Source organism: Sorangium sp. So ce185 (assembly GCF_051526825.1).
Classification (GTDB): domain Bacteria; phylum Myxococcota_A; class Polyangia; order Polyangiales; family Polyangiaceae; genus Sorangium; species Sorangium cellulosum_D.
Genome location: NZ_CP150316.1, coordinates 3,764,611 through 3,789,755, shown reverse-complemented (window position 1 = coordinate 3,789,755; position 25,145 = coordinate 3,764,611). Strand labels below are relative to the sequence as shown.

The following is a 25,145-nucleotide window of genomic DNA, read 5'->3' as shown; positions in this document are numbered from 1 at the left end:
GAGCGCGGATGGCCGCCGATCAGGCCTCGCCGCGGCCCCGGCGAGGATCGGCCGCGCTGGCGCGCGGCCGTCGAACGCCGAACGCCGCTGGCGGACACGCCCTCGTTCCGTGAGATACTCGAGCGCGCATGATACCGGGGGAGCGCTTGGGGGCGCGCTACACGATCGAGCGGCAGGCCGGCAAGGGCGGCCTCGGGACCGTCTACCGCGCGCGCGACGTCGAGAGCGGCGCGCCGGTGGCGATCAAGGTGCTGCGGGAGCCGACCGAGGAGAAGCGCAGCCGGTTCGCCCGCGAGGCGCGCGCGCTCGCCGCCCTGTCGCACCCGAGCATCGTCCGGTACGTCGCCCACGGGACGACGCCGGACGGCGAGCTCTACCTCGCGATGGAGTGGCTCGAGGGGGAAGACCTCGGGGCGCGGATCTCCCGGGGCCGGCTGGAGCCGACCGCCGCGCTCAGGCTCCTTCTCCGGGTGGCCGACGGGCTCGCGTTCGCGCACGCGCAGGGCATCGTCCACCGCGACATCAAGCCCCAGAACATCTTCCTCCCGGGCGGCGAGATCGAGCGGGCGACGATCGTCGACTTCGGCCTCGCGCGCCTCGAGGACGCGACGTCGTCGCTGACGCGTACCGGGGCGACGGTGGGCACGCCGTCGTTCATGGCGCCCGAGCAGATCATCGGCGATTGCGAGGTCGACGCCCGCGCGGACATCTACTCGCTCGGGTGCGTCCTGTACGCCTGCCTGACCGGCCGGCCGCCCTTCGCCGCGCCGCACCCGCTCGCCCTGCTGGCCCGGGTGGTCTTCGAGGAGGCCCCGCGCCCGAGCGCGCTCGTGGCCGGGCTGCCGCGGGAGCTCGACGCCTTCGCGGCGCGGCTGCTCGCCAAGCGGCCGGGCGATCGCCCCGCCGCGCGGGCCGCCGTCGACGAGCTGCGCGCGCTCGCCGAGCTCGTCGCCGGGTCGTCCTCGACCGCGCCCGCCTCGGTCGCCGGCCTGACGCGCCGCGAGCGGCGCCTCGTCAGCGTCATCCTCGCGTCCGAGGCGCCCGGCGGCGGCCAGCTCCCCGCGAGCGCCGACTCCTGCGAGCTCACCGCCTCGCTCAGCGACTCCCCGCTGCTCAGCACGCTCTTCAACACGTCGCAGGCGCTCCGGCAGGTCGCCGCCCGGCACGGCGCGCAGCTCGAGCTGCTCGGGGACGGCTCCCTCGCGACCGTCCTCGCCGGCTCGGGCTCGCCGACGGATCTCGCCGTGAACGCCGCGCGCTGCGCCCTCGCCCTCCGCGACCTCCTGCCGCACGCGCGCGTCGCGCTCACGACCGGCTGGGACGAGCTCGAGAAGACGCAGCCGATGGGGCAGGTCATCGACCGCGCGAGCGCGCTGCTCGCGGCGAGCTCGGCCGGCGCCGCCCCCGTCCTCCTCGACCGGATGACCGCGGATCTCCTCGGCGAGCGCTTCGACGTGTCCCTCGACGGCGCGGGGCTCGCGCTCGTCGGCGAGCGCGAGCCCGCGGACGAGGCGCGCAAGCTGCTCGGCAAGCCGACGCGGTGCGTAGGGCGGGAGCGCGAGCTGCTCCTCCTCCAGGCGACGTTCGACGAGTGCGTGGCCGAGTCCGAGGCCCGCGCGGTGCTGGTCACGGCCGAGGCCGGGGTGGGCAAGTCGCGCCTGCGCCACGAGCTGATGCGGCGCCTCGCCGCCCGCGGCGAGCCGTTCGAGCTGTGGATCGCGCGCGGCGACCCGATGCGCGAGGGCGCGCCGTTCGGCGTGCTGGGTCAGGTGGTCCGGCGGGCGGCGCGGCTGCTCGACGGCGAGCCGCTCGACGCGCGGCGGCAGAAGCTCGCCGCGCGCGTGGCGGAGCACGTCCCCGAGCCGCTGCGGCGGCAGGTCGCCGAGTTCCTGGGCGAGATGGCGGGCACGCCCTTCCCGGAGGACGACAACGTGCTGCTCCGAGCCGCCCGGCAAAACGCCAAGCTCATGGGCGACCAGATGCAGGCGGCGTGGGTGGAGCTCGTGCGCGCCGAGTGCCGGGTGCGGCCGCTCGTGCTCGTGCTGGAGGACCTGCACTGGGGCGACCGACCCACGGTCGAGTACGTCGACGCGGCGCTCCGGCTGCTCGAGGGCGAGCGGCTCATGGTCCTGGCGCTCGCGCGCCCCGAGGTGCGCGAGGCCTTCCCGGATCTCTGGACCAAGCGGGCGCTGACGGATCTGCGGCTCACGGCGCTGTCGCGGAAGACGTGCGAGAAGCTCGTCAGCGAGGCGCTCGGGGGGCTCGACGCGGAGGACGTCGCCCGCATCGTCGACCGCTCGGGCGGCAACGCGTTCTTCCTCGAGGAGCTCGTGCGCGCCGCGGCGGACGGCCACGTCGGCGGCGTCCCGGAGACGGTGCTCGCGATGACGCAGTCGCGCCTGGAGGGGCTGGCGCCGGACGCGCGGCGGGCGCTGCGCGCGGGCAGCGTGTTCGGGGGCGCGTTCTGGCGCGGCGCCGCGCGCGCGCTGCTCGGCCCCGAGGCGGACGAGGCGCTCCTCGACGACTGCCTTTCGGAGCTCGCGCGCAGCGAGCTCATCTCCCGCCTGCACGAGTCGACGTTCCAGGGCGAGGTGGAGTACGCCTTCCGGCACGCGCTCGTGCGCGAGGCGGCCTACGAGATGCTGACCGACGAGGACCGGCGGCTCGGCCACCGCCTCGCGGGCGCGTGGCTCGCCCAGGCCGGCGAGACCGACGCGATGGTCCTGGCCACGCACTTCGAGCGCGGCGGCGATCTGGAGCGCGCGATCGGGTGCTACCGGCGGGCGGCCGAGCAGGCGCTCGGGGGGAACGACTACGCGGCGGCGCTCGAGCGCGCCGAGCGCGCGGTCGCGTGCGGCGCGGCCGGCGAGGCGCTCGGCGAGCTCGAGACGATCCGGGCGGAGGCGTGCCGCTTCCGGGGCGAGAGCGCGGCGGCCGAGCAGCACGCGACGGCGGCGATGCGGGCGCTGCCCGAGGGGAGCGCGTGGTGGAGCCGCGCGACGGGGGTGGCGCTCTGGACCTTCCAGATGGCGGGGCGCGCCGCGGCGGTCATCGCGCTCGCCAGGCAGCTGTGCGCGCGGTGGTCGGAGGAGACGGTGACCGGGCCCGTGCTCATCTCGATGGCGCAGGCGGCGCTGGCCCTGCACTACATGATGGGCCAGAGCGACGAGACCGAGGCGCTCTGCCGCCGGATCGACGCGACCTTCGAGCGCTTCCGGCACGACCCGACCGTGGCCGCGCCGGTCCTGCGGCTGCGCACGCACCTCGCGATCGTGGCCGGGGACGTCGGCACCGCGCGTGAGCTCGGGGAAGCGACGGTGAGCTGCTACGAGGCGGCGGGCGACATGCGCAACGCCTGCATCGCGCGCGGCAACGCCGGTCATTTCTGCAACGAGATCGGCGCGTACGCCGAGGCCGTGCACCTGCTCCGCGCCTCGCTGGCCGACACGGAGCGGCTCGGCATGCCGCACATGGCGGCCTTCGTGAAGGAGAACCTCGGCCGCACGCTCGTCCACCTCGGCGCTCTCGACGAGGGGCGCGCTCTGCTGGACGACTCGCTGCGCTCGTTCGTGGCGTCGGGCGACCGGCGCATGGAGGGCGGCACCTACGTCTACCTCGCGGAGGCATCCCGCCTGGCGGGCGATCTCGCCCGCGCCGAGGCGGAGGCGCGCCGCGGCTGCGAGCTGCTCGCCGAGTGTCCGCCGCTCATGCCGTGCGCCCTGGGCACGCTCGCGGGGGTGCTGCTCGCCGCGGGGCGCGCCGAAGGGGCGCGCGAGGCGGCGGACAAGGCCGCAGAGCTCGCCGCCCCCATCATCGCCTCGCAGGGCCACCTCGAGGAGGGCGAGTCGCAGATCTACCTGGTGCGCGCGGAGGCCCTCGCGGCGTGCGGCGCGCGCGTGGAGGCTCGCCGGGCGATCGCGATCGCCCGCGGCCGGCTCCTGGAGCGCGCGGCGAAGATCGCGAACGCGGCGTGGCGGGCGAGCTTCCTGGACAACGTGCCCGAGAACGCCCGCACGCTCCTGCTCGCCCGCGCGTGGCTGGACGAGCAGGACGGCGCGCCGCCCGGGTAGGCGCCCCTGGCGGGATTTCTGAAACGCGGAGCTAGGCCGCGAACGCCGCCGCGTGCTCCTTCGCCCACTGCGCGAACGTGCGGGCCGGCCGCCCGGTCACCCGCTCGACGGTCGGGGCGACGGTGTAGCCGATTGCCGGCGTATTTCCGTAGATTTCCACGAAGAACTCGATGGCCTCGGGCGGGAATCCGGCCGCCGCCCACCGCTCGCGCGCCTGCTGCTCCGTCAGCGCGACGAGCCGGATCTCGCGCCCGGCGGCGGCGGCGAGCGTCTCGACCTTCTGGCGCAGGCTGAGCACCTCTGGCCCGGTGACGGTGTACGTCTTGCCCGCGTGGCCCTCCTGGGTCAGCGCCGCGACCGCGACCGCGGCGATGTCGGCCTCGTGGACCACCGCGCTCAGCCGGTCGCAGAACGGCTCGCGCACCACCCCCTCGCTGCGGATCGACGCCGCCCATTCGAGGTGATTGGCCATGAACTCCACCGGCTGGAGGAACGTCCAGTCGATGCCGCCGGCGGCGACCGCCGCGTCGAGCGGGGCGGGCGAGCCGCCGAGCAGCACCGTGATCCGCCGCACCCCGGCTTGCCTGGCGAGCGCGACGATCTGCTCCCCGGTCTGCAGCGGCGCATCATCGTCGCCGCCGAAGTTGATGAGGTGCAGCGCCTCGACGCCCTCCAGGGCCGCCGCGAACGTCTCGGGCGCGGCCAGATCGCCGGCCACGGCCTCGACGCCCGCGGGGAGCTTCGCCCTGCCCGGATTGCGGCTCAAGGCGCGGACGTGGTGACCGCCCGCGGCGAGCTGCTTCACGATCTCGCGGCCGACGGTTCCGGTCGCGCCTGTGACGAGGATCTTCATATTTTTCCTGTACCTCTGGAAACGCCACCGGGGTTCCGGCGGCCTGTGGATGGTCGTGCGCGCCGTGCGCGGGGTCTCGAAGCCGGGATCCCGTGCCCGAGGCGGGCGAACGGCGTCCGGCTCGCCGCGGGCGCCTCAACGGCGGCGCGCACCCGAGAGCCTGCGCCATCCCTCCTGACAACCCGTGGCAGCAGCGCGCGCGGAGCGAGCGCGCCGCGCCCGCGCCGGCCTCACGCCGGGGCGCCGCGCCCGCGCCGGCCTCACGCCGGGGCGCTGCGCTCGCGCTCCCAGGCCTGACGCCACTCCTTCGTCAGCGTCCGGCGCGGCTTGCCGTAGGGCTGCGCGGTGAGCGCGACGCGCTCGATGCGATCGGCGCGGAAATGCCGGAACGACGCGCGCAGGCAGCACCACGCGGCGACGATCTGCTTGCCGTCGTAGTACGCGATCTGCACCGGCCAGACGTCGCGCTCGGTGGTGCTCCCGGACTCGCTCTGGTAGCGCATCGCGAGCGCGCGCTCCTTGCGCATCGCTTGGCGCACGAGGCCGAGCACGGGCTGCGGCGCGTCGCCGGGCCCGTGGAGGACGACGGGCCAGAGCCCCGTGTCGTCGATGCGGCCGCGGAGGTCGTCCGGCGAGGCCGCCGCGATCTTGGCCACCGCGTTCTCCGCGGCGCCCGCGAGGCCCTCGTCGGCCTGCGCGCCGACCCAGCGCGCGCCGAGGACGAGCGCCTCGAGCTCCTCCGCGGTGAACATCAGCGGCGGCAGGAAGAACCCGGGCCGCAGCACGTAGCCGACGCCCGCCTCGCCCTCGATCGGCGCGCCGAGCCGGATCAGCGTCTGTACGTCGCGGTAAATCGTGCGCACCGAGACGCCCTGCTCCTCCGCGAGCTGCGCCGCGGTGACCGGACGCCGGTGGCGCCGGAGCGCGTCCATGAGCGCGAAGAGGCGCTCGGTCCTGTCCATCGCCGCCGACGATCGCAGGGCGCGCGGCCCGTGTCGAGCGCCGGCGCCGCCACGGCGCGCCGCTCCCGCCTCCGAGCGCGCGGCTGAAGGACCGCGACGCGCCCTGGCGACCGTACCCCGCAGCAATGTTCGATGTCGTGCCGCGTCGCCCGGGCTCGTTCGTGGTTGGAGGAGAGAGGGAGCCACAGAGGCACAGAGGACATAGAGGCGAGAAAGAGCCCCCCTCTCACGCCCTTTTATCTTTCCTTTTTGCGCCTTTGCGACCTTGCGTTGAACTCTCCCCCACGAGCTCGAAGTTTTCAGCCCAGCAAAACACATAAAGCGATCCAGCAAACCATGGATGCCCGCCGCGCGGCCTGCGACGCACCGGCGAGCCCGCAGGGAGTTGCCTACCATGCACCACAAATTCAGCGCCTCCGCCGATCTTCACAGCGCCATGGTCCCGTGAGCGCGAGCGCTCGACACGCGATGTCCTCACCGTGGACTCCCGCGCTTGCGTCCGAGAGACGCGCCGCGTATCGTCGTCAGTTCGAGAGCCCTCCGCGGCGGTGAAGGCGCGCGGGCCAGCCGAGATCACGCCGTGCAATCGCCCTGGCCCCTCCCGATCGTCGCCCTGACGCCGGCCTCCTGCGGGGCCGTGCTGTGGCGCATGCAGGGCGCAGAGCGGCTCACCGTCATCGTCAAAGCCACGTTCGCCCTCGTCCACGATCGGCACGCGGAGCTCGCCGCCCCGACGCCGCTGGTCCGCTCCGACCAGCTGCGAGAGGGGCGCGGCAGCCTGGAGGAGGCGTGTGAGACAGCGCCCTACCTGCCGGGCGCCGGGGTCCTCGTGCGCGGACACGCGGCCGCGCCCGCGGGGACGACCGCGACGGCGCTCTCGGTGCGGGTCGCGCTCTTCCGCGACGATCGCTGGGTCCTCAACAAGGAGCTCCACGTCTACGGCGAATTCACGCCACATGCGCCGAGCCCGCGGCCCTTCAGCCTCGTGCCGCTCGTGTACGAGCGCGCCTACGGCGGCCCGCACCTCGACGCGAACCCCGTGGGCGTGCCCCCAGGGGCTGCGCTGCCGAGCATCTTCGATCCGGCCGACCCGACGCGGCCCGCGGGCTTCGGGCCCATCGCGGGGCACTGGGCGCCGAGGAGAGCGCTCCTCTCGCGCGGCGAGGCGCCCGATCCCCTGGCGCCGGACCTCGATGGCAGCTTCGACTTTCGGTACTTCCACGCCGCCCCCGCGGACCAGCAGATCGAGCGCCTCCGCGGCGACGAGTGGATCTTCCTCCAGGGGCTGCACCCGCACGCGCCGTGGATCCGGTCCAGGCTGCCGTCGGCGCGCGCGCTCGCGCGGCTGCATCGGACTGGGCCGGGAGGCGACGACCCGGGGCAGCCGGTCGAGCTCGTCGCCGACACGCTGACCATCGACGCGGATCGCCTGCTCTGCTCCTTGATCTGGCGGGGGAATGTCGCCCTCCTGCCGGGCGACCTGCCGGCCCGGATGCGGGTGGTCGCAGGCGTCGAGATGCCCGGGCGGCCCCTCGCCTGGCCTTCGGTCGCGGCGGATCGCGCCTCGTCGCGCCCGTGGCCCCCGGCGGCCGGGCCGGCGTGTCCGGCGCCGGCGCTCGCCGGGGACGGGAGGGGGACCGAGCGGCGGACGGCGCCCGACGGCGAGGGCAGGCCCGCGGCCGGCGCGCGCGGCCCGGCGGCGGGCATCGATCTGCGGCTCGCGCCTGTCGCGATCGTGGATCCGGGGGGTGCGCTGGCCGAGCGGGGGGCGGAGCTGCCGGCGGGGCACTGGAGCGCCGTCACGCAGCAGGTGACGCAGCTGCATGCGCTGCCCCCGTTGCCCTTCTCGCAGCGGCAGGAGCCGCACTGGAGCGCCGTCACGCAGCAGGTGGCGCCGCTGCAGCCGCCGCCTCCCCTGCCCTTCGCGCCCGCGCCCGAGCCGCACTGGAGCGCCGTCACGCAGCAGGTGGCGCCGCTGCCGCCGCCGCCTCCCCTGCCCTTCGCGCCCGCGCCCGAGCCGCCGCCGCGCCCCGAGCCTGCCCCGGGCTCCGTGCCGTTCGCGATGCCCTTCGCCGCTTCGGGGGCCCACGCCGCGCCGCCGCCCCGGGTGCAGCCGCCGCTCGCCGGGCTCGACGAGACGCACCCCGTCATCGACCCGCCGCCTGCGCAGGCGCAGCCGGCGCCCACGCCGGACGGCGAGGCGGGCGCCGTCGCCGAGACGCCGCCCTCGCAGGCACAACCGCCGCCTGGCGAGGCGGCCGCCGTCGCCGGAGCGCCGCCCTCGCAGGCACAACCGCCGCCTGGCGAGGCGGGCGCCGTCGCCGAACCGCCGCCCTCGCAGGCACAACCGCCGCCTGGCGAGGCGGGCGCCGTCGCCGAACCGCCGCCTTCGCAGGCGCAGCCGTGGCCCGCGCCGGTCCACGACGCCGCTTCGGACGAGACGCGCTCTCCGGACGCCGCGGCGCCCGCGGCCGAGACGCCCGCGCCCGCCAGCGCCACCGCGCCGGTCGAAGCGGCTCCCGCCGACGTCGCGCCCCCTGACGCCCCGTCCGCCCTCTCTCCCTCGGACGCCTCCCCCGCCGAGCCGCCCGCGCCCGAGCCGCCCCCGCCCGAGCCAGAGGCGCGCGGCCTGCGCGCGGCGGTGCTCGCCCGCCTCAAGAGCGGCCAGCCGCTCTACGACCTCGAGCTCGCGGGCGCCGAGCTCGACGGCATCGACTGGAGCGGCGCCTCCCTCGAGCGCGTCAACCTCGCCGGCGCGACGCTCGCCCGGTGCAACCTCACCTCGGCCCGCCTCGCCCGGGCGAACCTGAGCGGCGCCGACCTCACCGACGCGCGCCTCACCGCCGCCGACCTCACCCGCGCCGATCTCTCCCGCGCCACCCTCGACCGCGCGCAGCTCTCCTCGGCGATCCTCAGGAGCGCAGACCTCACCTCGACGAGAGGCGCGCACGCGCGCTTCGACGGCGCGTCGCTGGACGGCGCCGACCTGCGGCAAGCGCGCCTCACCGACGCCGTCTTCGACGGGGCCAGCCTCGCCGACATCAACGCAACCAAGGCGGAGCTCTCCCGATCGAGCTTCGCGAACGCGAGCCTCGCCGGCGCCATCCTCCGCGCGGCGAAGCTCAAGGAGGCGAGCCTCCCCCGCGCCAACGTCGATGGCGCCGATCTGCGCGAAGCGGACCTCGCGGGCGCCAACCTCTATGGAGTCAAGCTCGCAAACGCGAAGTCGAGCGGCGCGATCCTGCGGTCCATCGTCGAAATACCGCCGGAGGGAGACGACATTAACGTTTCTTCACAAGGTTGACTCGCGGACTCCTTTACGTCTAGCTCCATGGAACGCGCTCCCTCGGGAACGAAGGCGGAGCATTCACCTCCTCGCAGCCTGGAAGAGACACGACCATGAGCGACCTCATCACGTTCTCCTCGAGCATCCTGCAAGGCCCGACGCGCGTCGTCGGCTTTCGCGGCGTGGAGGCGATCTCGCGCCCCTATCGGTTCGAGATCTTCCTGTCGGTCCCGAGCGAGGGCGAGGACGACACGGACTTCGCCGAGATGGTCGGGGCCAAGGCCCGGCTCGCGATCGACCGCCAGGACGACACGAATCCGCCCTACGTGTTCACCGGCGTGCTCGCCGGCGTCGACCTCGTGCACGAGTTCGGCGGCCGCGCGCTCCTGCGGGCGGTGCTCGTGCCGCGGCTCTGGGGGCTCACCCTGTCGAAGCACAGCCGCATCTTCACGAAGAAGACCGTGCCCGAGGTGATCAAGCTCGTCCTCGAGGAGAACGGCATCACGGGGAGCGACGTCGAGCTCAACCTCGGCAGCTACGAGACCGAGGAGCACATCTGCCAGTACCGCGAGAGCGACTTCGACTTCGTCTCGCGCTGGATGGAGCGGGAAGGCATCTTTTACTATTTCGAGCACACCGAGGACGGCGAGAGGCTCGTCCTCTGCGACGACAAGAGCTACCCCGCAGGGCCGCTCGGCGCGCCGGTCCGCTACCACCCGCAGACCGGCGAGGACCGCAGCGCCTCGGCCTCGTTCCGCACCTTCTCCTGCCAGCACGGGGCGCTGCCGTCGCGGGTGAAGCTCAAGGACTACGACTATGTCCGGCCGCACTTCCCCCTCGCGGGGGCGGCGCCGGTGTCCCAGTACGGCACCGGCGAGATCAGCCTCTACGGCGAGCGCTTCTTCAGCGCCGACGCCGGCAAGCGGCTGGCCCAGCTGCGCGCGGAGGAATACCTCGCTCGCGAGGCGGTCTATCAGGCCACCGGCTCGCGGCTCCACCTGCGCTCGGGGTACACGTTCGAGCTCGAGGACCACCCGCGCGCGCGGTTCAACACGAAGTACCTCGCGGTCGAGCTGCGCCACCACGGCAACCAGTCCGCGGGGCACAGCGACTTCGAGGAGCTCACCGGGCTCACGCACGAGGAGGTCTATTTCGTCGAGGTCGCGGCCATCCCGGCGTCGACGCAGTTCCGGGCGGAGTCGCGGACGCCGTGGCCGCGCATCTACGGTTACGAGAACGGCACGGTCGACGGCTCCGCGGCGAGCGAGTACGCGCAGATCGACGACCACGGGCGCTACCTCGTCAAGTTCAAGTTCGACGAGGCGAGCCCGCGCGACGGCAGCGGCTCGACGTACGTGCGCATGATGCAGCCGCACGGCGGCGGCGTCGAAGGGTTCCACTTCCCGCTGCGCCGGGGGACCGAGGTCGTGCTGAGCTTCCTCGGCGGCGACCCGGATCGGCCGGTGATCTCCGGCGTGGTGCCCAACGTGCTCACGCCGAGCCCGGTCACGAGCGGCAACCACACGAAGAACGTCGTCCAGACCGGCGGCCGGAACCGCCTCGAGCTGGAGGACCAGGCCGGGGCGCAGCGCATCACGCTCTCGACGCCGTACTCGAACACGTACATGCGCATGGGGTCGCCCAACGACGGGCACGAGCTCATCGGCAAGACGGACGGCAACATCCTGCTCGACAGCGGGGTGAACATGGACTTCCTGGTCGGCGCCAACTGGACCAGCATCGTGACGAGCAACATCACGACGACCGCCGCGTCAGGCAACATCACGACGACGGCGACCACGGGCGACATCACGACGACGGCCACCGCGGGCGACATCACGACGCAGGCCGTCGCCGGCACCCTCACCGACAAGGCCAAGGGGGACGCGACGTTCATCTCCGAGGCCGGCAGCGTCCACGTGAAGTCCCTGGCCGCCGACGTGAACGTCTTCGCCCAGGGCCACTACAACATCGAGGCGAAGGGCGACAAGAACGAGACCATCTCGGGCAACCACAACACGACGAGGTTCGGCAACTACAACCTCACCACGATCGGGAGCGTCCGCGCCATCGTGCTCGGGAGCGCCACGTCGATCACCATGGGGAACGGGCGCGACGTCAAGATGGGCACGTTCGAGTCGCACACGCACGGATCGACGAAGGAGTACAAGCACAGCGACGCCGAGAGCGTCACCAACGGCAGCACGTACGACCACAAGATCGGCTCCTTCAAGACGATCACCGAGGGGGCGTCCACCGACGTCAAGCTGACGCAGGCCTACGAGTTCACCTTCGGAACCAAGCTGTCGCTGTCGCTCAGCGCCACCGCGGAGGTCGTCGCTGGGTTCAAGTCGTCGATGAACCTCGCAGGCACGCTGGACCTCAAGCTGGGGCCCACGGCGACCATCAAGAACGGTCCGGAGCTCGTCATCCAGAACGCCATCTTCAAGGCCGATACGGTCACCATCGAGAACGAGAACTTCAAGCTGAAGAACGTCGCGGCCGAGATCAAGAAGAGCGGCATCTTCATCGTCACCTGACGCTCGGGCGAGCTGCGCCGCGCTCGCCCGCCTCCCGCCGGCGCTCGCCCGCGCCGGGCCCTCGCCAGGCGCTCCGGGCACAACTTACGATTCGAGATCCATGCGCGTCATCAAGCCTCTTCGCCTCTCCGTCCTGCAGCGGGTGCTCACGATCCGGCGCAGCCATCATTTGAGCGTCGGGCTCCTGATGTTCTTTCCGCTCGACGCCCCGGAGGTGCCGCTGCCCGAGGCCTCGATGTGGCAGCGGGTGACGCCCGCGCTCGGCAAGGACGGTCTCCTGGACGAAGGCATGCCCAAGCCGCGGGGCGAGGTCCTCGTCTTCGGCAAGGCGTTCTCTCCCGGGGGAGAGCCCCGGCCGGCCTTCGCCGCGGGCCTGACGGTCGGCCCGGCCGACAAGCCGCTCGTCGACAAGACGATCGCCGTCGTCGGCAAGCGGCGGTGGCACCACGGCGCGCCGACCGAGCCGGAGCCGATCACCGAGATGCCGCTCGTCTGGGAGCATGCGTTCGGCGGCCCGGACTACCCGCTGAACCCGAAGGGAATGGGGCTCGGGGCGATCGAGGAAGAGGGGGCCAGGGTGCATCACCTGCCCCACCTCGAGGACCCGCGGCACCTCCTCAAGTCGCCCGGCGACAGGCCGCCGCCCGCGTGCTTCGGCGCGCTCGATCCCACGCTCGCCTCGCGGATCGCCAAGCTCGGCACGTACGGCGCCGAGTGGCTGCAGCACGATTTCCCCGGCTACGCCCGGGATCTCGACCCCGAGTACTTCCAGGTGGCCCCGGAGGACCAGCGGCTGCCGGACTACTTCCAGGGAGGAGAGCCGATCAGCCTCAAGCACCTCCACCCGACGCGGCCGCAGCTCGGGACCCGCGCGCCGACGCTCCGCGCCCGGTGCTTCGTGCGCCAGCGGGGCGCCGAGGACGCGGACGGCGAGGAGGGCCTCCGGGAGGTCGCGACGCGCCTGGAGACGGTGATCCTCTTCCCCGACCTGGAGCGCGGCGTCGCGATCTTCCGCGGGGTCGTCCAGGTGGCCGAGGACGACGCCGACGACGTGCGCCTGCTGATCGCCGGCCTGGAGCGGGCGGACGCGCCGAAGCCCGTCGAGCACTACCGCGCCGTGGTGGCGAGGCGGCTCGACAAGGACAAGGGGCACCTCCACGCCCTGAACGACAAGGAGCTGCTGCCCGAGGCCGAGCCCGACGCCCCGTCGTTCCCGGACGAGGCGATCAGCGACATGGACGAGCTCATCCGCCGCGAGCGGGCCCTGGAGCAGCGGTCGTTCACGCGGGCGCAGCGCGAGCTCGACCAGGCGCGCCTCACCCTGCGCATGCTCGGGATGAACCCGGACGAGAAGCTCCCGCGGGAGATCAAGCGCCCGGAGGACCCGAAGCCCGACGAGCTGGCGGAGCTCGCCGCGCGGATGGATCTCGAGGCCGCGGAGCTCCAGAAGCAGGCCGACGCGCAGCGCAGGGACGCCGAGGACGAGGCGCGGAAGCTCTGCGCCGAGCAAGGGCTCGACTTCGACAAGGTGGTCGCGAAGAGCAAGCGCGAGGGGGGCGGCCCGTCGAGGTTCAGCGCCGACGAGGAGCTCGCCCGCCTGCGCGAGCTCGCCGAGGCGGGGCGCAAGGCGGGCGCGCCGATGGATGACCTCGAGGCGAAGCTCGCGGATCCGGAGTTCGCCGCGAGCCTCCGCAGGACCGAGGAGAGGGTCCTGGGCGCGTACCGCGCCTTCGCGCACCTGTACCCGCCGGCCGAGCCCGCGGAGGAACCGAAGAGATCCGATCTGCGCGCCGAGGTGGAGCGGGCGCTCGCCGCCGGCGAGTCGCTCGCGCGGCGCGATCTGACGGGCGCCGACCTCCACGGGCTCGGCCTCGCCGGCGCCGATCTGCGCGAGGCGCTCCTCGAGGGCGCGGATCTGTCGGGGTGCGATCTCGGCGGGGCCGATCTGACGGGCGCGGTGCTCACGCGCGCGAGGCTCGAGGGCGCGCGGCTCGGGAAGGCGACGCTGCGCGGGGCGAACCTCGGCGAGGCGCGCGCCGCGCGCGCGAGCTTCGAGGGGGTCGACCTCCGCGGCGCGGTGCTCCACAAGGCGAGGCTCGAGGAGGCGCGGCTCTCGGGGGCCGACCTCGCCGGGGCCGATTTCCTCGAGGCCCGCGTGCGAGGCGCGGACTTCAGCGGCGCCGCCGCGGACGACGTCCTCTTCTTCCAGCTCGACCTCACGGGCGCGCGCTTCGCCGGCGCGAGCCTGCGCAAGGCGACGTTCTTCCAGTGCGCGGGGGCGGGCGCGGACTTCGGCGAGGCCGACCTCGAGGACGCGGCCCTCGTCGAGTTCAAGGGCGAGAATGCCTCGTTCCGGAAGGCGAAGGCCACGGCGCTGCGCGTGGTCTCCGCCTCCGCGCTGCCCGGCGCGGACTTCTCCGGGGCCGAGCTCGCGCGGGCGAACCTCCGCGGGGTCGACCTGGAGGGCGCGATCTTCGAGGGCGCCTCGGCCGACGGCGCGGATTTCAGCGAGGCGAACCTCCGCAAGGCGCGCCTCGCGCAGATCTCGGGCAAGGGCGCGCGGTTCATGCGGTCGGACCTCGCCGAGGCGGATCTGACGGGCGCGAACCTCATGGACGCCATGCTGCAGAAGGCGAAGGTGCCCGGCGCCCGCTTCGAGAACACGAACCTGTTCCGCGCCAACCTGCTCGACGCGAAGGGCGATCCGCGGACCTCCTTCTCCGACGCGCACATCAAGCACGTCGTGTTCACGGGGCAGGGCAAGTGACCCGCGACGAGCTGCTCGCGAAGGTGGACGAGGGCGAGGTGATCGCCGGGGAGGACCTGTCCGGGCTCGACCTGTCCGGGCTCGACCTGTCGGGCGTCGTGTTCGAGAAGACGACGTTCCGCGGCGCCCGGCTGAGGGGCGCGAAGATCAGCGAGTCGATGTTCAACGGGTGCGATCTCTCGGGCGCCGACCTGTCCGGCGCGCGGGCCCGCCACGCGGTGTGGAGCGGGTGCGCGCTGCTCCACGCGCGCCTCGACGAGGCGGACCTCGTCTCGGCGAGCTTCGCCGAGTGCGACGCGTCGCGGGCGAGCTTCGACCGCGCGAACCTCACGATCGGCAGCATGATCAAGGGGCGCGCCGACGAGGCGAGCTTCCGCGAGGCCAACCTGGACCGGTTCTCGCTCGTGGAGACCGAGGCCGCGCGCCTCGCGCTCGACGGGGCGAGGCTCAAGCAGGCCTGCCTGCTCAAGGCGGACCTGTCGACCGCGAGCCTGCGCGGCGCGACGATGCACCTCGCGGTGCTGGTCGGCGCCCGCCTCCGCGGGCAGGATCTGTCGGGCATGGACCTGACCCTGGCGCAGCTCACCGACGCCGACCTCGCCGGGAGCGACCTGCGCGGCGCCCGGCTCGTCCAGGCGGGCTTCAAGGGCGCGGACCTCACCGCGGCGAAGCTCGACGGCGCCGACGCCGAGCGCGGCCTCTTCTTCGGCGCGCGGCTCGCCGGGGTCTCCGCCGCGGGCCTCAAGGCGCGGCAGGCGATCTTCTCGGAGGCCGACCTCGAGGCGGCGAACCTCGCCGGCGCCGACCTCTACCAGGCCATCTTCCACCGGGCGGCCTGCCCGCTGGCGAGCTTCCGCGGCGCGGACCTGACCTACGCCGACCTCTCGCACGCGAGCATCGAGAAGGCGGATCTCTCGCACGCGAAGCTCTTCCGCGCGCGCTTCCACCAGGCCCGCGACGCGGGCGCGACCTTCACGAGCCGGTCCGCCGCGCTCGGAGACGACCCGGATCTGCTCGAAGCCGAGCGCTGGACGCCCTGAGGGGATGCCCCTCCCGACAGCAGGAGAACGAGACCATGCGAGACAATCTGGCGAGACAAAGGGTGGAGACCTTCGCGATCCAGGAGGTCGGTACGGTCATCGGCGCCGTGGACCGGTCGTTCCAGGTGCGCGTCGGGTCGGGCGACTACGCCGCGAAGCGGGCGGTGAGCTGCCTCGTCGAGCCGGCGCTCGGCGACCGGGTGCTCGTCGCGCTGCACGACGCCGGGTGCCACGTGCTCGCGGTGCTCGACCGCGAGGGCGACGCGCCGACGCGGCTCGTGGCCGAGGGGGATCTGGAGGTGAGCGCCCCGGGCGGGCGCGTCACGGTCGCCGCGGGCCAGGGCGTGCGCCTCGTCACGCCGGCCGAGGCGTCGGTGGCCGCGGGCAAGGTGCGCGTCGCCGCGAGCGAGGGGTCGCTCGCCGTCGGGGCGATGACGTACGTGGGCGAGCGGCTGGTCGCGCAGGTGGATCGCGTGAAGACGGTCGCGCGGTCGGTCGAGTCGATCGCGGAGCGCTGGGTGCAGCGGCTCGATCGGGCGTACCGGTTCATCGCCGAGTCGGAGCAGGTGCGGGCGCAGTACTACGAGGTCACGGCGAAGGCCGCGGTCAACATCAAGGCGCAGGCGACGCTCGTCTCGAGCGGCGAGCTGACCAAGATCGACGGTGGGCAGATCCACCTCGGCTGACAGGAGGCACCGATGTTCGCGAACACGCAGATGGGAGGCCTGGCCCTTGGCGGGCCGGACGTGTGCTTGACGCCGCCGGCGCACCTGCCGGTGCCCTACCCCAACCTGTCGGCGCAGCCGATGGGGGTGCCGGCGGCCTACAACGTGCTGTTCATGTGCACGCCGGCGCACAACTTGACGACGCAGGTGCCGCTCACGAACGGCGACAACGCCGGCCTGGAGATGGGCCTGGTCTCGCACACGGTGATGGGCCCCTCGCGGCACGTCACCGCGGCGTTCACCGTGCTCGTGGGCAGCGCGCCCGCCACGCGGATGACGAGCATCACGACGCAGAACTCCGTCAACGCGGTCGGGGTCAGCCTCGTCCCGAGCCAGGTCAAGGTGCTGCTCCTCGCCCCGTAGGCCGCCGATGAAAGAGCACAACCGGCTCCGCATCGAGCGCCTCACGGCCCGCTACGCGCGGCGCATCGAGGCGGCGCGCGCCCCCGCGGAAGCCGATTTTCTACGTGAATTCGAAGACTTGCGCGAGCGCGTGCTCCGCCCCCAGATGGAGGAGTTCGCCGCCGAGCTGAGGAGAGCGGGCCACGCGCCGCGCATCGTGCTCGACGAGGGGCACGACACGCCGAGCATCGAGCTCGCCCTCGGCCTGCGCGAGGCCAAGGCGAGCCGCAACGTGGTCGGCTTCTGCGTCATCCGCTGGACCGGCTATCCGCTCCAGATCCTCGCCTACCTCGAGGTCAACCCCACGCCGTTCGATCTGGAGCGGTTCGCCCGCGCCGCGGACATAGGGCCGGACCGCGTCGAGCAGCTCCTCGTCGAGGCGATCGAGCAGATCATGGTCTGCAACGCGCCCTGAACGGGGCGGAGCGGCGGAGTCAGCAGGAACGGAGTCCGCGGGAGACGGCGGAGGGCAGAGCTCGGCGCGGGAGCGGAGGCGCGGAGTCGAGGGCCGGCCGTTCAGCGACAGGGGTGGGTTTCAGGGCTATGCTCCGCGGATGAGTACCCAAGAGCTCAGCGCGGCGAACTTCGAGCAGACGGTCGAGTCGAACGACATCGTCCTCATCGACTGGTGGGCGCCCTGGTGCGGCCCCTGCCGGGTCTTCGGTCCCGTCTTCGAGAAGGCGTCCGAGAAGCACACGGACATCGTGTTCGGGAAGATCAACACCGACGAGCAGCAGGAGCTGGCCCAGGCGTTCGGCATCCGCTCGATCCCGACGCTGTTCATCTTCCGCGAGAAGGTCCTCCTGTTCGCGGAGGCGGGCTCCTTGCCCGCGTCGGCGCTCGATCAGGTGATCGAGAAGGTGCGCTCGCTCGACATGGACGAGGTGCGCGCGAAGATCGCCGAGGAGGAGGCGAAGGGCGCCGAGGGAGGCGAGGCCGCCGAAGGGCCTTGAGGGACAGGCGGCCGCGAGGGAGCGCCGGGCGCGCCGGCGGGAGCGCCAGCGTCCTCCTACCGGGACTGGCGCGCCGACGCCGCGAGGAACGCGGCCAGCCGCGACGCGGCGTTCTCCCGGAGGTTCATGAAGAAGAGCTGGAACTCGATCGCGTGGTAGTTCTCCTCGCCGAGAACGCGATCGAGGATGCGGCTCGGCAGGTCCCGGGGCGTGGCGCCGACGTCGTGCACGAGGAGCGTGCCGTCCACGCACTGGGCGTCCCCCGCGAGCCCCGCGCGCGGCGCCTTGTCGTCGCTCTCGAGGAACACCGCGCCAGGGTTCAGGTCCGCGGGCGCGCGGGCCCCGTCCGTTCGCCATGACAGCGGGTTGGTGCAGAGCCGTTCCCGCGGGTCCGGCCGGTGCATCTCGAAGTCGGTCGGCACGTACGCCGCCCCGCGCGCGTTCCACGCGACGGCGCAGCGGACGTCGTCGGCCGCCTGGCATGGCGGAACGTCGGGCGCGCGCTCGCGCAGCCCGTCGACGGTGACCGCGCCGCCGATGAGGTAGGCCGCCACGAGCTGGTCCCGGAGCGCGGTGCCGGAGATGGCCTCGCGCAGCAGCCGCTCGGCCATGACGGTGCCCTGGCTGTGGGCGGCGAGGAGGAACGGGCGGCCGGCGCCGCGCCGCGCGTTGAAGGCGTCGAACGCCCGCCGGACATCGCCGTAGGCCACGTCGATCGCGCGGTCCCCGTCGGCGGAGGATCGCGTGAACGCCATGCCGTTCGCCTGCCGGTACCGGGGCGCGTACACCGCGCAGCAGCCGTTGAACGCCGTCGCCTGGATCCCTGTCGCGCCCCGGTCGGTGGCGTCGTTGACGGCTGTGTCGTTCGTGTCGGCGTTCCAGGAGCGGCCCACGTAAGAGGTCGAGTGGACATAGAAGACGTCGGCGGCGGCCCGGCGCTGGTCGACCGCCGGCGCGGAGGGGGGCGCCGCGTCGCCGGCGTCGTCGCGCTCCGGGAGCGCGCTCCAGCTCCGCGGATCCGCGTAGTCCGGCGCGGGCGGCAGCGCCGCCGCGTCGAAGGGAGCCCCTGGCGTCAACGCGCTTCGAGTCAGCGCGCCGACGTTCAGCGCCGCGATCGCCCCGCAGGCGACGACGCCCAGCGCGACCCGGAGCGCGATCCTCACCGATCTCTTCATGGGGATACCTCGCCTCGGTGCATCTAGACTACGTGGTGGTCTTGGCGCCGCGGTAGTCGGTGGCCCCGGGGATGGCGGGCAGCCAGGGCACGCGGTGCACGGTCCAGAGCTGGAACGACGGCGGCGGGAGGTCGCCCGGCCGGTCCATCGTGCCGAGGAAGATGTCGAGCTCCCGGGCCCCGTCGCGGCGCCAGAAGAGCGATGAGCCGCAGGTCGCGCAGAACTGGCGGATGGCGAAGCTGGACGACCGGTACGTCGCGGGGGCGCCCGAGAGCAGCTCGAACTGCTCGTCGGGATAGGTGGCGAACGACGGCATCGGCGCGCCGGTCTGGCGCCGGCACTGGCTGCAGTAGCAAACGTTGACGCTCGCCGGCGCGCCGCGGGCGCGGTAGCGGATCGCGCCGCACAGACAGCCGCCGGTGTGGTGAGCCTCGGTCATGGACGTCGCCTCCTTGCTCCTGGAACTCGCGCTCGCCAGCCTGGCCCCGGCCGGCGCACCGCGCAACCGGCGCAGCGGCGCAGCGGCGCAGCGGCGCGGCGGCGCGTCACGCAGCGACCCGGAGCGGCCGGCAGAGCGCGAGACCGAGGGCGGAGCCGACGGCGTACAGCGCGAGGTCGGCGGGATCGAATCCCCCGTTCGCGCCGAGCAGGAGCCGCCCCGGGGCGGTGCTGCGCGCGGCCCACAGCCAGGGCAGCTCGCTCAGCTGGAGCAGCTCGATCGCGCACGTCGCGGCGAAGACCGCGAGCGCAAGCCGATGGGTGCGGGCGGAGATCCACACGAGCTGCGCCGCGGCGATCCACACGACCTCATAGAGCACGGCGCCCGCGCTGTTGCGCAGCCAGACCGGACCGCCGTGGAAGCGCGCGGCCAGGCCGACGGGAACGACGGCGACGATGAGGAGGGCCAGCGCGAGGCGCTTGCGGGCGGCTTCCGGCATGAGACGAGCCTAACCGCAGCCTCTCCGCCAGTGCAGCTTCCGGCGACCGGCCGTTTGGAATTGACAAGCAAAATGTGAACGCTCACAATGCGGTCCTCAAGGGCATCTTTGCTTCGCCACGGTCGTGACGGGACGATGCCTCACCGACGCGGAAGCTCGCGCGATGTCCGGCGAGACGCGGGCCATGGGCCGAGTTCCTTACCTCACTGGCCGGTTCGACCGGCTCGGATCTGCACCGTTTGCAGCAGGAGCGACGATGAAGCTTGCGAGGTTTGCCGCCGCCGCGGTGGCCATGGCCCTGGCCGCGGGAATGGGCGCCTGCGACTCCAGCGAGAAGACGGCCGACAAGGGTGGTTCCGGCTCCAAGGCGGGCCCCCTCGTCGGCGTCAGCATGCCGACCAAATCGTCGGAGCGGTGGATCGCCGACGGCAACAACGTCAAGGCGGCGCTGGAGAAGCTGGGCTATCAGGTCCACCTGCAGTACGCGGAGAACGACATCCCGACTCAGGTCAACCAGATCGAGACCCAGATCACCAAGGACGCCAAGCTGCTCATCGTCGCCTCCATCGACGGCACGGCGATCACCACGCAGCTTCAGCAGGCGGCGGACAAGAAGATCCCGGTGATCGCGTACGACCGGCTCATCCGCAACTCGCCGAACGTCGACTACTACGCCACCTTCGACAACTACAAGGTGGGCGTGCAGCAGGCCACTTCGCTCCTCGTGGGCCTCGGGCTGAAGAAGGAGGACGGCTCCGACGGCGCCGCCCAGGGTCCGTTCAACATCGAGCTGTTCGCCGGCTCGCCCGACGACAACAACGCGACCTTCTTCTTCAACGGGGCCATGGACACGCTCAAGCCCTACATCGACAAGGGCACGCTCGTCGTCAAGAGCGGTCAGAAGGACTTCAAGACCGTGGCCATCCTCCGGTGGGACCCGGCGACCGCGCAGAAGCGCATGGAGGATCTGCTCACCGCGACGTACACCGGCGGCGCGAAGGTCGACGGCGTGCTGTCGCCCTACGACGGGCTGTCCATCGGCATCCTGTCGGCGCTGAAGAGCAACGGCTACGGCGCCGGCGGCCAGAAGTACCCGATCGTCACCGGGCAGGACGCCGAGAAGGCGTCGGTCAAGTCGATCATCGCCGGCGAGCAGTTCGCCACCATCTTCAAGGACACTCGCCAGCTGGCAGAGGTCACCGTGAAGATGGCCGACGCCGTGCTCAAGGCCGGCAAGCCCGAGGTGAACAACACCAAGGACTACGACAACGGCAAGAAGGTCGTGCCGTCGTACCTGCTCGAGCCGATCATCGTGTACAAGAGCAACTACAAGAAGGTGCTGGTCGACAGCGGTTACTACAAGGAGGACGAGCTCAAGTAGCCGCGCCGCGGCGCCGGCCGCGCGGGGCCGGTCGGCGGCGATCGCGCCGCGCGACGCCGGCCGGCGCGCCGCCTGGGACCGCCGGCCGGGCCAGCGCCGCCCGGCTCGCGCGTGCGACCCCCTCAAGGAGGCAGACCGGGATGGCCGACGACGCGATCCTCGAGATGCACGGAATCACCAAGACGTTCCCGGGTGTCAAGGCGTTGCAGGACGTCAGCCTGTCGGTGCGCCGCGGCGAGATCCACGCGATCTGCGGCGAGAACGGCGCCGGCAAGTCCACCCTGATGAAGGTGCTCTCGGGCGTCTACCCGCACGGCTCGTACGCGGGTGAGATCTACTTCAGCGGCGAGCTCTGCAAGTTCTCCAGCGTGCGGGACAGCGAGAAGCGCGGCATCGTGATCATCCACCAGGAGTTCGCGCTGAGCCCCCACCTGTCCATCGCCGAGAACATCTTCCTCGGCAACGAGCGGGTCCACCGTGGGCTGATCGACTGGAACCGCACCAACGCAGAGGCCGAAGCCCTCCTCGCCCGGGTCGGGCTGCCGGAGAACCCGGTGACGCCCGTGATGGACATCGGCGTGGGCAAGCAGCAGCTGGTCGAGATCGCCAAGGCGCTGTCGAAGCGCGTCCGGCTGCTCATCCTCGACGAGCCGACCGCCGCCCTCAACGACGACGACTCCGCGCATCTGCTCGACCTGATCCGGGGGCTGCGCGACGACGGCATCACCTGCGTGATCATCTCCCACAAGCTGAACGAGATCGAGGCCATCGCCGATTCGACGACGATCCTGCGCGACGGGCGGACGGTCGAGACGCTGGACATGAAGAGCGGTCAGGTGACCGAGGACCGGATCATCGCCGGCATGGTCGGGCGCGATCTGGAGCACCGCTTCCCGCCGCACGAGCCCAAGATCGGCCCCGAGGTGCTGCGGATCGAGGACTGGACCGTGCACGACCCGCTCCGGCACGGGCGGGTGGTGGTGTCGGGCGCGAGCCTCACGCTGCGCGCCGGCGAGATCGTCGGGCTGGCCGGCCTGATGGGGGCGGGCCGCACCGAGCTGGCGATGAGCGTGTTCGGGGGCAGCTACGGCGTCCGCGCCGGCGGGCGGATGTTCAAGGACGGCCGCGAGATCCGCCTGCGAACGGTGAGCGACGCGATCGACCAGGGCATCGCGTACGCGACCGAGGACCGGAAGGCCTATGGCCTGAACCTGATCGAGGACATCAAGCGCAACGTCTCGGCGGCCGCCCTGCGGAAGCTCGCCGAGCTGGGCTGGGTCGACGACAACGAGGAGTACCGCGTCGCCGACGAGTACCGGAGGCGGCTGAACATCAAGGCCCCCAGCGTGCTCACGGTCACAGGCACGCTGAGCGGCGGCAACCAGCAGAAGGTCGTCCTCGCCAAGTGGATGTTCGCGGACCCCGACGTGCTGATCCTGGACGAGCCCACCCGCGGCATCGACGTCGGCGCCAAATACGAGATCTACACGTTCATCAACGCGCTCGCCGACCAGGGCAAGGCGATCCTGGTCATCTCGTCGGAGCTGCCCGAGCTGCTCGGCATCTGCGACCGGATCTACGCCATGTCGGCCGGACGGATCACCGGTCAGCTCGCCCGCGCCGACGCCACACCGGAACGGCTGATGCAATACATGACCAAGGCAAAGGAGTAGCGGCGAGATGGCCAGCGTCGCGCCCACCGGCAGCACGGCCCCCACCACCAAGGCCCTGCCCGCAGACATGCAGTCACCTCCCGAGCGGCCGCTGAGCCACCGGTTCTCGATCAACCTGCGGCAGAGCGGCATCTACGTCGCTTTCGCGCTGATCGTCGCGCTGTTCACGGGCCTGACCGGCGGTCAGCTGCTGGCGCCCCAGAACATCTCGAACATCATGGTCCAGAACTCGTACATCCTGATTCTGGCCATCGGGATGATCTTGATCATCATCGCCGGTCACGTCGATCTGTCGGCCGGCTCGGTCGTGGCGGCGACCGGCGCGGTCGCGGCCGTGCTGATGGTCGAAAACCACGTGCCCTGGCCGCTGGCGGCCGGCATCACCGTCGTCGTGGGCGCCCTGATCGGCGCCTGGCAGGGCTTCTGGGTCGCGTACTTCCGCATCCCGGCGTTCATCGTCACGCTCGCCGGCATGCTCCTGTTCCGGGCCGTGACCCTCACGATCCTGGGCAACCAGGGCATCGGCCCGTTCCCGGACGAGGTGCGCACGCTGGCCAACGGCTTCACCGAGGGGTACCTGGGCAACGTTCGCCTCGGGGCGCTCGGCGGGGTCGACGTGGTCACGCTGCTCGTCGGGGCCGCCGGCGTGGCCGGCATCGGGGCCACCCAGTGGCGCGCCCGGGCCGCCCGGCTCCGCTACAAGCAGCAGGTCGATGCGCTGCCGGTGTTCGTCGCGAAGCTCGCCGCCGCGTCGGCCGTGGTGCTGTTCGTCCTCGTGCAGCTGGCCCGGTTCAAGAACCTGCCGTGGGTGCTGATCCTGCTGACCGCCCTGGCGCTGGGCTACACGCTGATGACCAACCGGACGATCTTCGGCCGCCACATCTACGCGGTGGGCGGCAACGTGCACGCCGCGATGCTGTCCGGGATCAAGGTCAGTTGGGTCACCTTCTGGATCTTCGTGAACATGGGCGTGCTCGCCGCGGTCGCGGGGATCATCTTCGCCGGCCGGCTGAACCAGGCGGGCCCGACCGCGGGGATCAACTTCGAGCTGGACGCGATCGCCGCGGCCTTCATCGGCGGCGCCGCCGTGCAGGGCGGCGTCGGCAAGGTGGCCGGCGCGATCACCGGCGGTCTGATCATGGGCGTGATCAACAACGGCATGTCGCTGATCGGCTCCCCGTCCGAGCGGGTGATGCTCGTCAAGGGACTGGTGCTGCTCGCCGCGGTGGCCTTCGACGTGTGGTCGAAGCGACGCGCCGGGGCGACCCGCTGACCGCCCGCGCCCCGCTTCACCCCGTCACGCGCCGCCGCGCGCGGGGCGGAGCGCGAGCGGCGCCGTGCCGGTGAGCAGCCCCGCCGCGAGGGCGACCACGCCGCCGAAGCCGACGCAGGCGCAGCCGAGGGCGCCCGTCAGCGCGGCGACGCCGCACGCCGAGGCCCAGGAGGCCCCGAGCCGGTCCGACCGGCGGAGCGCGCGCGAGAGCAGCACGCCGGCGGCGACCCCGCCCGCCAGGCAGGCCGGGACGCAGATGGAGACGCACCCCTCCGGCGTGCAGAGGTGACCGTAGACGCGCGCGGCGTGCGCCGCCGCGAAGGGCACGAGCCCCGCCGCGACGCCCGGGAGCACGCCCCGCCCGAGCTCGCGCCCCCGCCACGAGAGCAGCGCCGCGGCGACGTAGAGCGCCGCGCCGATGATCGCGGTGGTGAGCGGGCGGTCGCTCATCAGCGCGGCGACGAGCGCCACGGCGAGCGTCGGGGTCGCCGCCCAGGCCGCCTGTCGCGCCCTCCCGCGCTCGTAGGCTCGATAGGCCCTCTCCTTCAGGCCGGCGAGCGCCTCAGGTTCCATAGATCCTCCTCCACGCCTCCCGGAGGCGGGCAAATGCGCGCTCGCGGCGCTTGCGGAACGCCGCGCCCGAGACCGATGGATCGCGATCGCCCTCCAGCAGCGTCGCCCTCAGCGTCTCGCGATCCGCCTCGCCCAGCGCGCCGAGCACCTCGCGCGCCGCGTCGTCCAGATCCCGGGCGATCGCCGCGTCCTCCGGCGTGGGCGTGTCGGCCGCGAGCGACGGGAGTTGCTCGTCCGGCGCCTCCCGCGATCGGGTCCGCCGCCGCCGCGCCGTGCGGCACTCCCACGCCGCGATGGCGAGCGCCCAGGTGAGCGCGTCCGCCTCGGGATCGAACGAGCTGGCGCGGTCGAACACCTTGAGGAGCGCCTGCTGCGCCGCGTCCTCCGCGTCCGCGTCGCCCGCGAGCATGCGGCGGCAGAACGCGCGGATCGCCGGCCAGAGGGCGGCATAGACAGGGTCGAACGCCGCGCGATCGCCGTCGGCGAGGCGCCTCATCGAGGCGTTGAGCAGCGATCGCGCGCGCGGTTCCAAGA

Annotated in this window: 19 protein-coding genes; 12 read left to right on the top strand and 7 right to left on the bottom strand. The window is 72.7% G+C overall.

All coding sequences use genetic code 11. The features are described 5' to 3' along the window. Positions 1–146: 146 nt before the first annotated feature. Positions 147–4,070 (top strand): protein kinase domain-containing protein, encoded by a 3,924-nt coding sequence (locus WMF26_RS14155; protein WP_437946723.1) that lies wholly within the window; start codon positions 147–149, stop codon positions 4,068–4,070. 31 nt (positions 4,071–4,101) lie between these two features. On the opposite strand, the gene WMF26_RS14150 is transcribed toward WMF26_RS14155, so the two are convergent. Both WMF26_RS14150 and WMF26_RS14145 read right to left on the bottom strand, forming a co-directional pair. Beyond that, the gene (locus WMF26_RS14150) at positions 4,102–4,923 is read right to left on the bottom strand and encodes an NAD(P)H-binding protein (protein ID WP_438000770.1); all 822 of its coding nucleotides are present in this window, start codon (positions 4,921–4,923) and stop codon (positions 4,102–4,104) included. Positions 4,924–5,183: 260 nt separating this feature from the next. Continuing rightward, positions 5,184–5,885: a helix-turn-helix transcriptional regulator gene (locus WMF26_RS14145; protein WP_438000769.1), complete on the bottom strand. Its 702-nt coding sequence runs from the start codon at positions 5,883–5,885 to the stop codon at positions 5,184–5,186. 580 nt (positions 5,886–6,465) lie between these two features. On the opposite strand from WMF26_RS14145, the gene WMF26_RS14140 reads away from it, so the two are divergent. From WMF26_RS14140 to trxA, 8 genes are all read left to right on the top strand, one after another. Further along, positions 6,466–9,189 carry a DUF2169 domain-containing protein gene (locus WMF26_RS14140; protein WP_438000768.1) on the top strand — a complete coding sequence of 908 codons (2,724 nt, stop codon included), beginning with the start codon at positions 6,466–6,468 and terminating at the stop codon, positions 9,187–9,189. Positions 9,190–9,284: 95 nt separating this feature from the next. Further along, positions 9,285–11,711 carry a type VI secretion system Vgr family protein gene (locus tag WMF26_RS14135; RefSeq protein WP_438000767.1) on the top strand — a complete coding sequence of 809 codons (2,427 nt, stop codon included), beginning with the start codon at positions 9,285–9,287 and terminating at the stop codon, positions 11,709–11,711. A gap of 100 nt (positions 11,712–11,811) precedes the next feature. Further along, positions 11,812–14,478, top strand: coding sequence for a DUF2169 domain-containing protein (locus WMF26_RS14130; protein ID WP_438000766.1), 2,667 nt, complete (start codon positions 11,812–11,814; stop codon positions 14,476–14,478). Continuing rightward, complete coding sequence (locus WMF26_RS14125) at positions 14,475–15,518, top strand: pentapeptide repeat-containing protein (RefSeq protein ID WP_438000765.1); 1,044 nt, start codon at positions 14,475–14,477, stop codon at positions 15,516–15,518. Before WMF26_RS14130 ends, WMF26_RS14125 begins: the two co-directional genes overlap by 4 nt. Before the next feature lie 35 nt (positions 15,519–15,553). Beyond that, complete coding sequence (locus WMF26_RS14120) at positions 15,554–16,204, top strand: DUF3540 domain-containing protein (RefSeq protein ID WP_438000764.1); 651 nt, start codon at positions 15,554–15,556, stop codon at positions 16,202–16,204. Positions 16,205–16,216: 12 nt separating this feature from the next. Next, positions 16,217–16,606, top strand: coding sequence for a DUF4150 domain-containing protein (locus WMF26_RS14115; protein ID WP_437337562.1), 390 nt, complete (start codon positions 16,217–16,219; stop codon positions 16,604–16,606). A 7-nt stretch (positions 16,607–16,613) separates the two neighbouring features. Further along, positions 16,614–17,060, top strand: coding sequence for a hypothetical protein (locus tag WMF26_RS14110; protein WP_061622775.1), 447 nt, complete (start codon positions 16,614–16,616; stop codon positions 17,058–17,060). A gap of 139 nt (positions 17,061–17,199) precedes the next feature. Next, complete coding sequence (gene trxA, locus WMF26_RS14105; RefSeq protein ID WP_061622774.1) at positions 17,200–17,598, top strand: thioredoxin; 399 nt, start codon at positions 17,200–17,202, stop codon at positions 17,596–17,598. Between the two features lie 56 nt (positions 17,599–17,654). On the opposite strand, the gene WMF26_RS14100 is transcribed toward trxA, so the two are convergent. The 3 genes from WMF26_RS14100 to WMF26_RS14090 all read right to left on the bottom strand — a co-directional run bounded on the left by WMF26_RS14100 (position 17,655) and on the right by WMF26_RS14090 (position 19,711). Next, on the bottom strand, positions 17,655–18,773 hold the full coding sequence (locus tag WMF26_RS14100; protein ID WP_438000763.1) for a DUF3089 domain-containing protein: 1,119 nt from the start codon (positions 18,771–18,773) through the stop codon (positions 17,655–17,657). A gap of 28 nt (positions 18,774–18,801) precedes the next feature. After that, entirely contained in the window at positions 18,802–19,212 is a 411-nt protein-coding gene (locus WMF26_RS14095; protein ID WP_061622772.1) for a GFA family protein, read from the bottom strand. Positions 19,213–19,318: 106 nt separating this feature from the next. Further along, the gene (locus WMF26_RS14090) at positions 19,319–19,711 is read right to left on the bottom strand and encodes a DUF2809 domain-containing protein (protein ID WP_438000762.1); all 393 of its coding nucleotides are present in this window, start codon (positions 19,709–19,711) and stop codon (positions 19,319–19,321) included. 256 nt (positions 19,712–19,967) lie between these two features. Between WMF26_RS14090 and chvE the strand changes: the two genes are divergently transcribed. The 3 genes from chvE to mmsB all read left to right on the top strand — a co-directional run bounded on the left by chvE (position 19,968) and on the right by mmsB (position 24,038). Further along, the gene (gene chvE / locus WMF26_RS14085; RefSeq protein ID WP_438000761.1) at positions 19,968–21,092 is read left to right on the top strand and encodes a multiple monosaccharide ABC transporter substrate-binding protein; all 1,125 of its coding nucleotides are present in this window, start codon (positions 19,968–19,970) and stop codon (positions 21,090–21,092) included. A 140-nt stretch (positions 21,093–21,232) separates the two neighbouring features. After that, positions 21,233–22,765 carry a multiple monosaccharide ABC transporter ATP-binding protein gene (mmsA, locus tag WMF26_RS14080; protein WP_438000760.1) on the top strand — a complete coding sequence of 511 codons (1,533 nt, stop codon included), beginning with the start codon at positions 21,233–21,235 and terminating at the stop codon, positions 22,763–22,765. A gap of 7 nt (positions 22,766–22,772) precedes the next feature. Next, positions 22,773–24,038, top strand: a complete 1,266-nt coding sequence (gene mmsB, locus WMF26_RS14075; protein WP_438000759.1) for a multiple monosaccharide ABC transporter permease — start codon at positions 22,773–22,775, stop codon at positions 24,036–24,038. Between the two features lie 24 nt (positions 24,039–24,062). Here mmsB and WMF26_RS14070 read toward each other — a convergent pair whose 3' ends face one another. After that, positions 24,063–24,611: a hypothetical protein gene (locus WMF26_RS14070; protein WP_437337556.1), complete on the bottom strand. Its 549-nt coding sequence runs from the start codon at positions 24,609–24,611 to the stop codon at positions 24,063–24,065. Then, positions 24,601–25,143, bottom strand: coding sequence for an RNA polymerase sigma factor (locus tag WMF26_RS14065; RefSeq protein ID WP_437337555.1), 543 nt, complete (start codon positions 25,141–25,143; stop codon positions 24,601–24,603). Before WMF26_RS14065 ends, WMF26_RS14070 begins: the two co-directional genes overlap by 11 nt. Between the last annotated feature and the right edge of the window lie 2 nt (positions 25,144–25,145).

Excerpts from the sequence above, each read along its gene's own strand:
- WMF26_RS14150 (WP_438000770.1), bottom strand. The coding sequence starts at position 4,923 with ATGAAGATCCTCGTCACAGGCGCGACCGGAACCGTCGGCCGCGAGATC.
- WMF26_RS14145 (WP_438000769.1), bottom strand. The coding sequence starts at position 5,885 with ATGGACAGGACCGAGCGCCTCTTCGCGCTCATGGACGCGCTCCGGCGC.
- WMF26_RS14135 (WP_438000767.1), top strand. The coding sequence starts at position 9,285 with ATGAGCGACCTCATCACGTTCTCCTCGAGCATCCTGCAAGGCCCGACG.
- WMF26_RS14130 (WP_438000766.1), top strand. The coding sequence starts at position 11,812 with ATGCGCGTCATCAAGCCTCTTCGCCTCTCCGTCCTGCAGCGGGTGCTC.
- WMF26_RS14120 (WP_438000764.1), top strand. The coding sequence starts at position 15,554 with ATGCGAGACAATCTGGCGAGACAAAGGGTGGAGACCTTCGCGATCCAG.
- WMF26_RS14115 (WP_437337562.1), top strand. The coding sequence starts at position 16,217 with ATGTTCGCGAACACGCAGATGGGAGGCCTGGCCCTTGGCGGGCCGGAC.
- WMF26_RS14110 (WP_061622775.1), top strand. The coding sequence starts at position 16,614 with ATGAAAGAGCACAACCGGCTCCGCATCGAGCGCCTCACGGCCCGCTAC.
- trxA (WP_061622774.1), top strand. The coding sequence starts at position 17,200 with ATGAGTACCCAAGAGCTCAGCGCGGCGAACTTCGAGCAGACGGTCGAG.
- WMF26_RS14100 (WP_438000763.1), bottom strand. The coding sequence starts at position 18,773 with ATGAAGAGATCGGTGAGGATCGCGCTCCGGGTCGCGCTGGGCGTCGTC.
- WMF26_RS14095 (WP_061622772.1), bottom strand. The coding sequence starts at position 19,212 with ATGACCGAGGCTCACCACACCGGCGGCTGTCTGTGCGGCGCGATCCGC.
- WMF26_RS14090 (WP_438000762.1), bottom strand. The coding sequence starts at position 19,711 with ATGCCGGAAGCCGCCCGCAAGCGCCTCGCGCTGGCCCTCCTCATCGTC.
- chvE (WP_438000761.1), top strand. The coding sequence starts at position 19,968 with ATGAAGCTTGCGAGGTTTGCCGCCGCCGCGGTGGCCATGGCCCTGGCC.
- mmsA (WP_438000760.1), top strand. The coding sequence starts at position 21,233 with ATGGCCGACGACGCGATCCTCGAGATGCACGGAATCACCAAGACGTTC.
- mmsB (WP_438000759.1), top strand. The coding sequence starts at position 22,773 with ATGGCCAGCGTCGCGCCCACCGGCAGCACGGCCCCCACCACCAAGGCC.
- WMF26_RS14070 (WP_437337556.1), bottom strand. The coding sequence starts at position 24,611 with ATGGAACCTGAGGCGCTCGCCGGCCTGAAGGAGAGGGCCTATCGAGCC.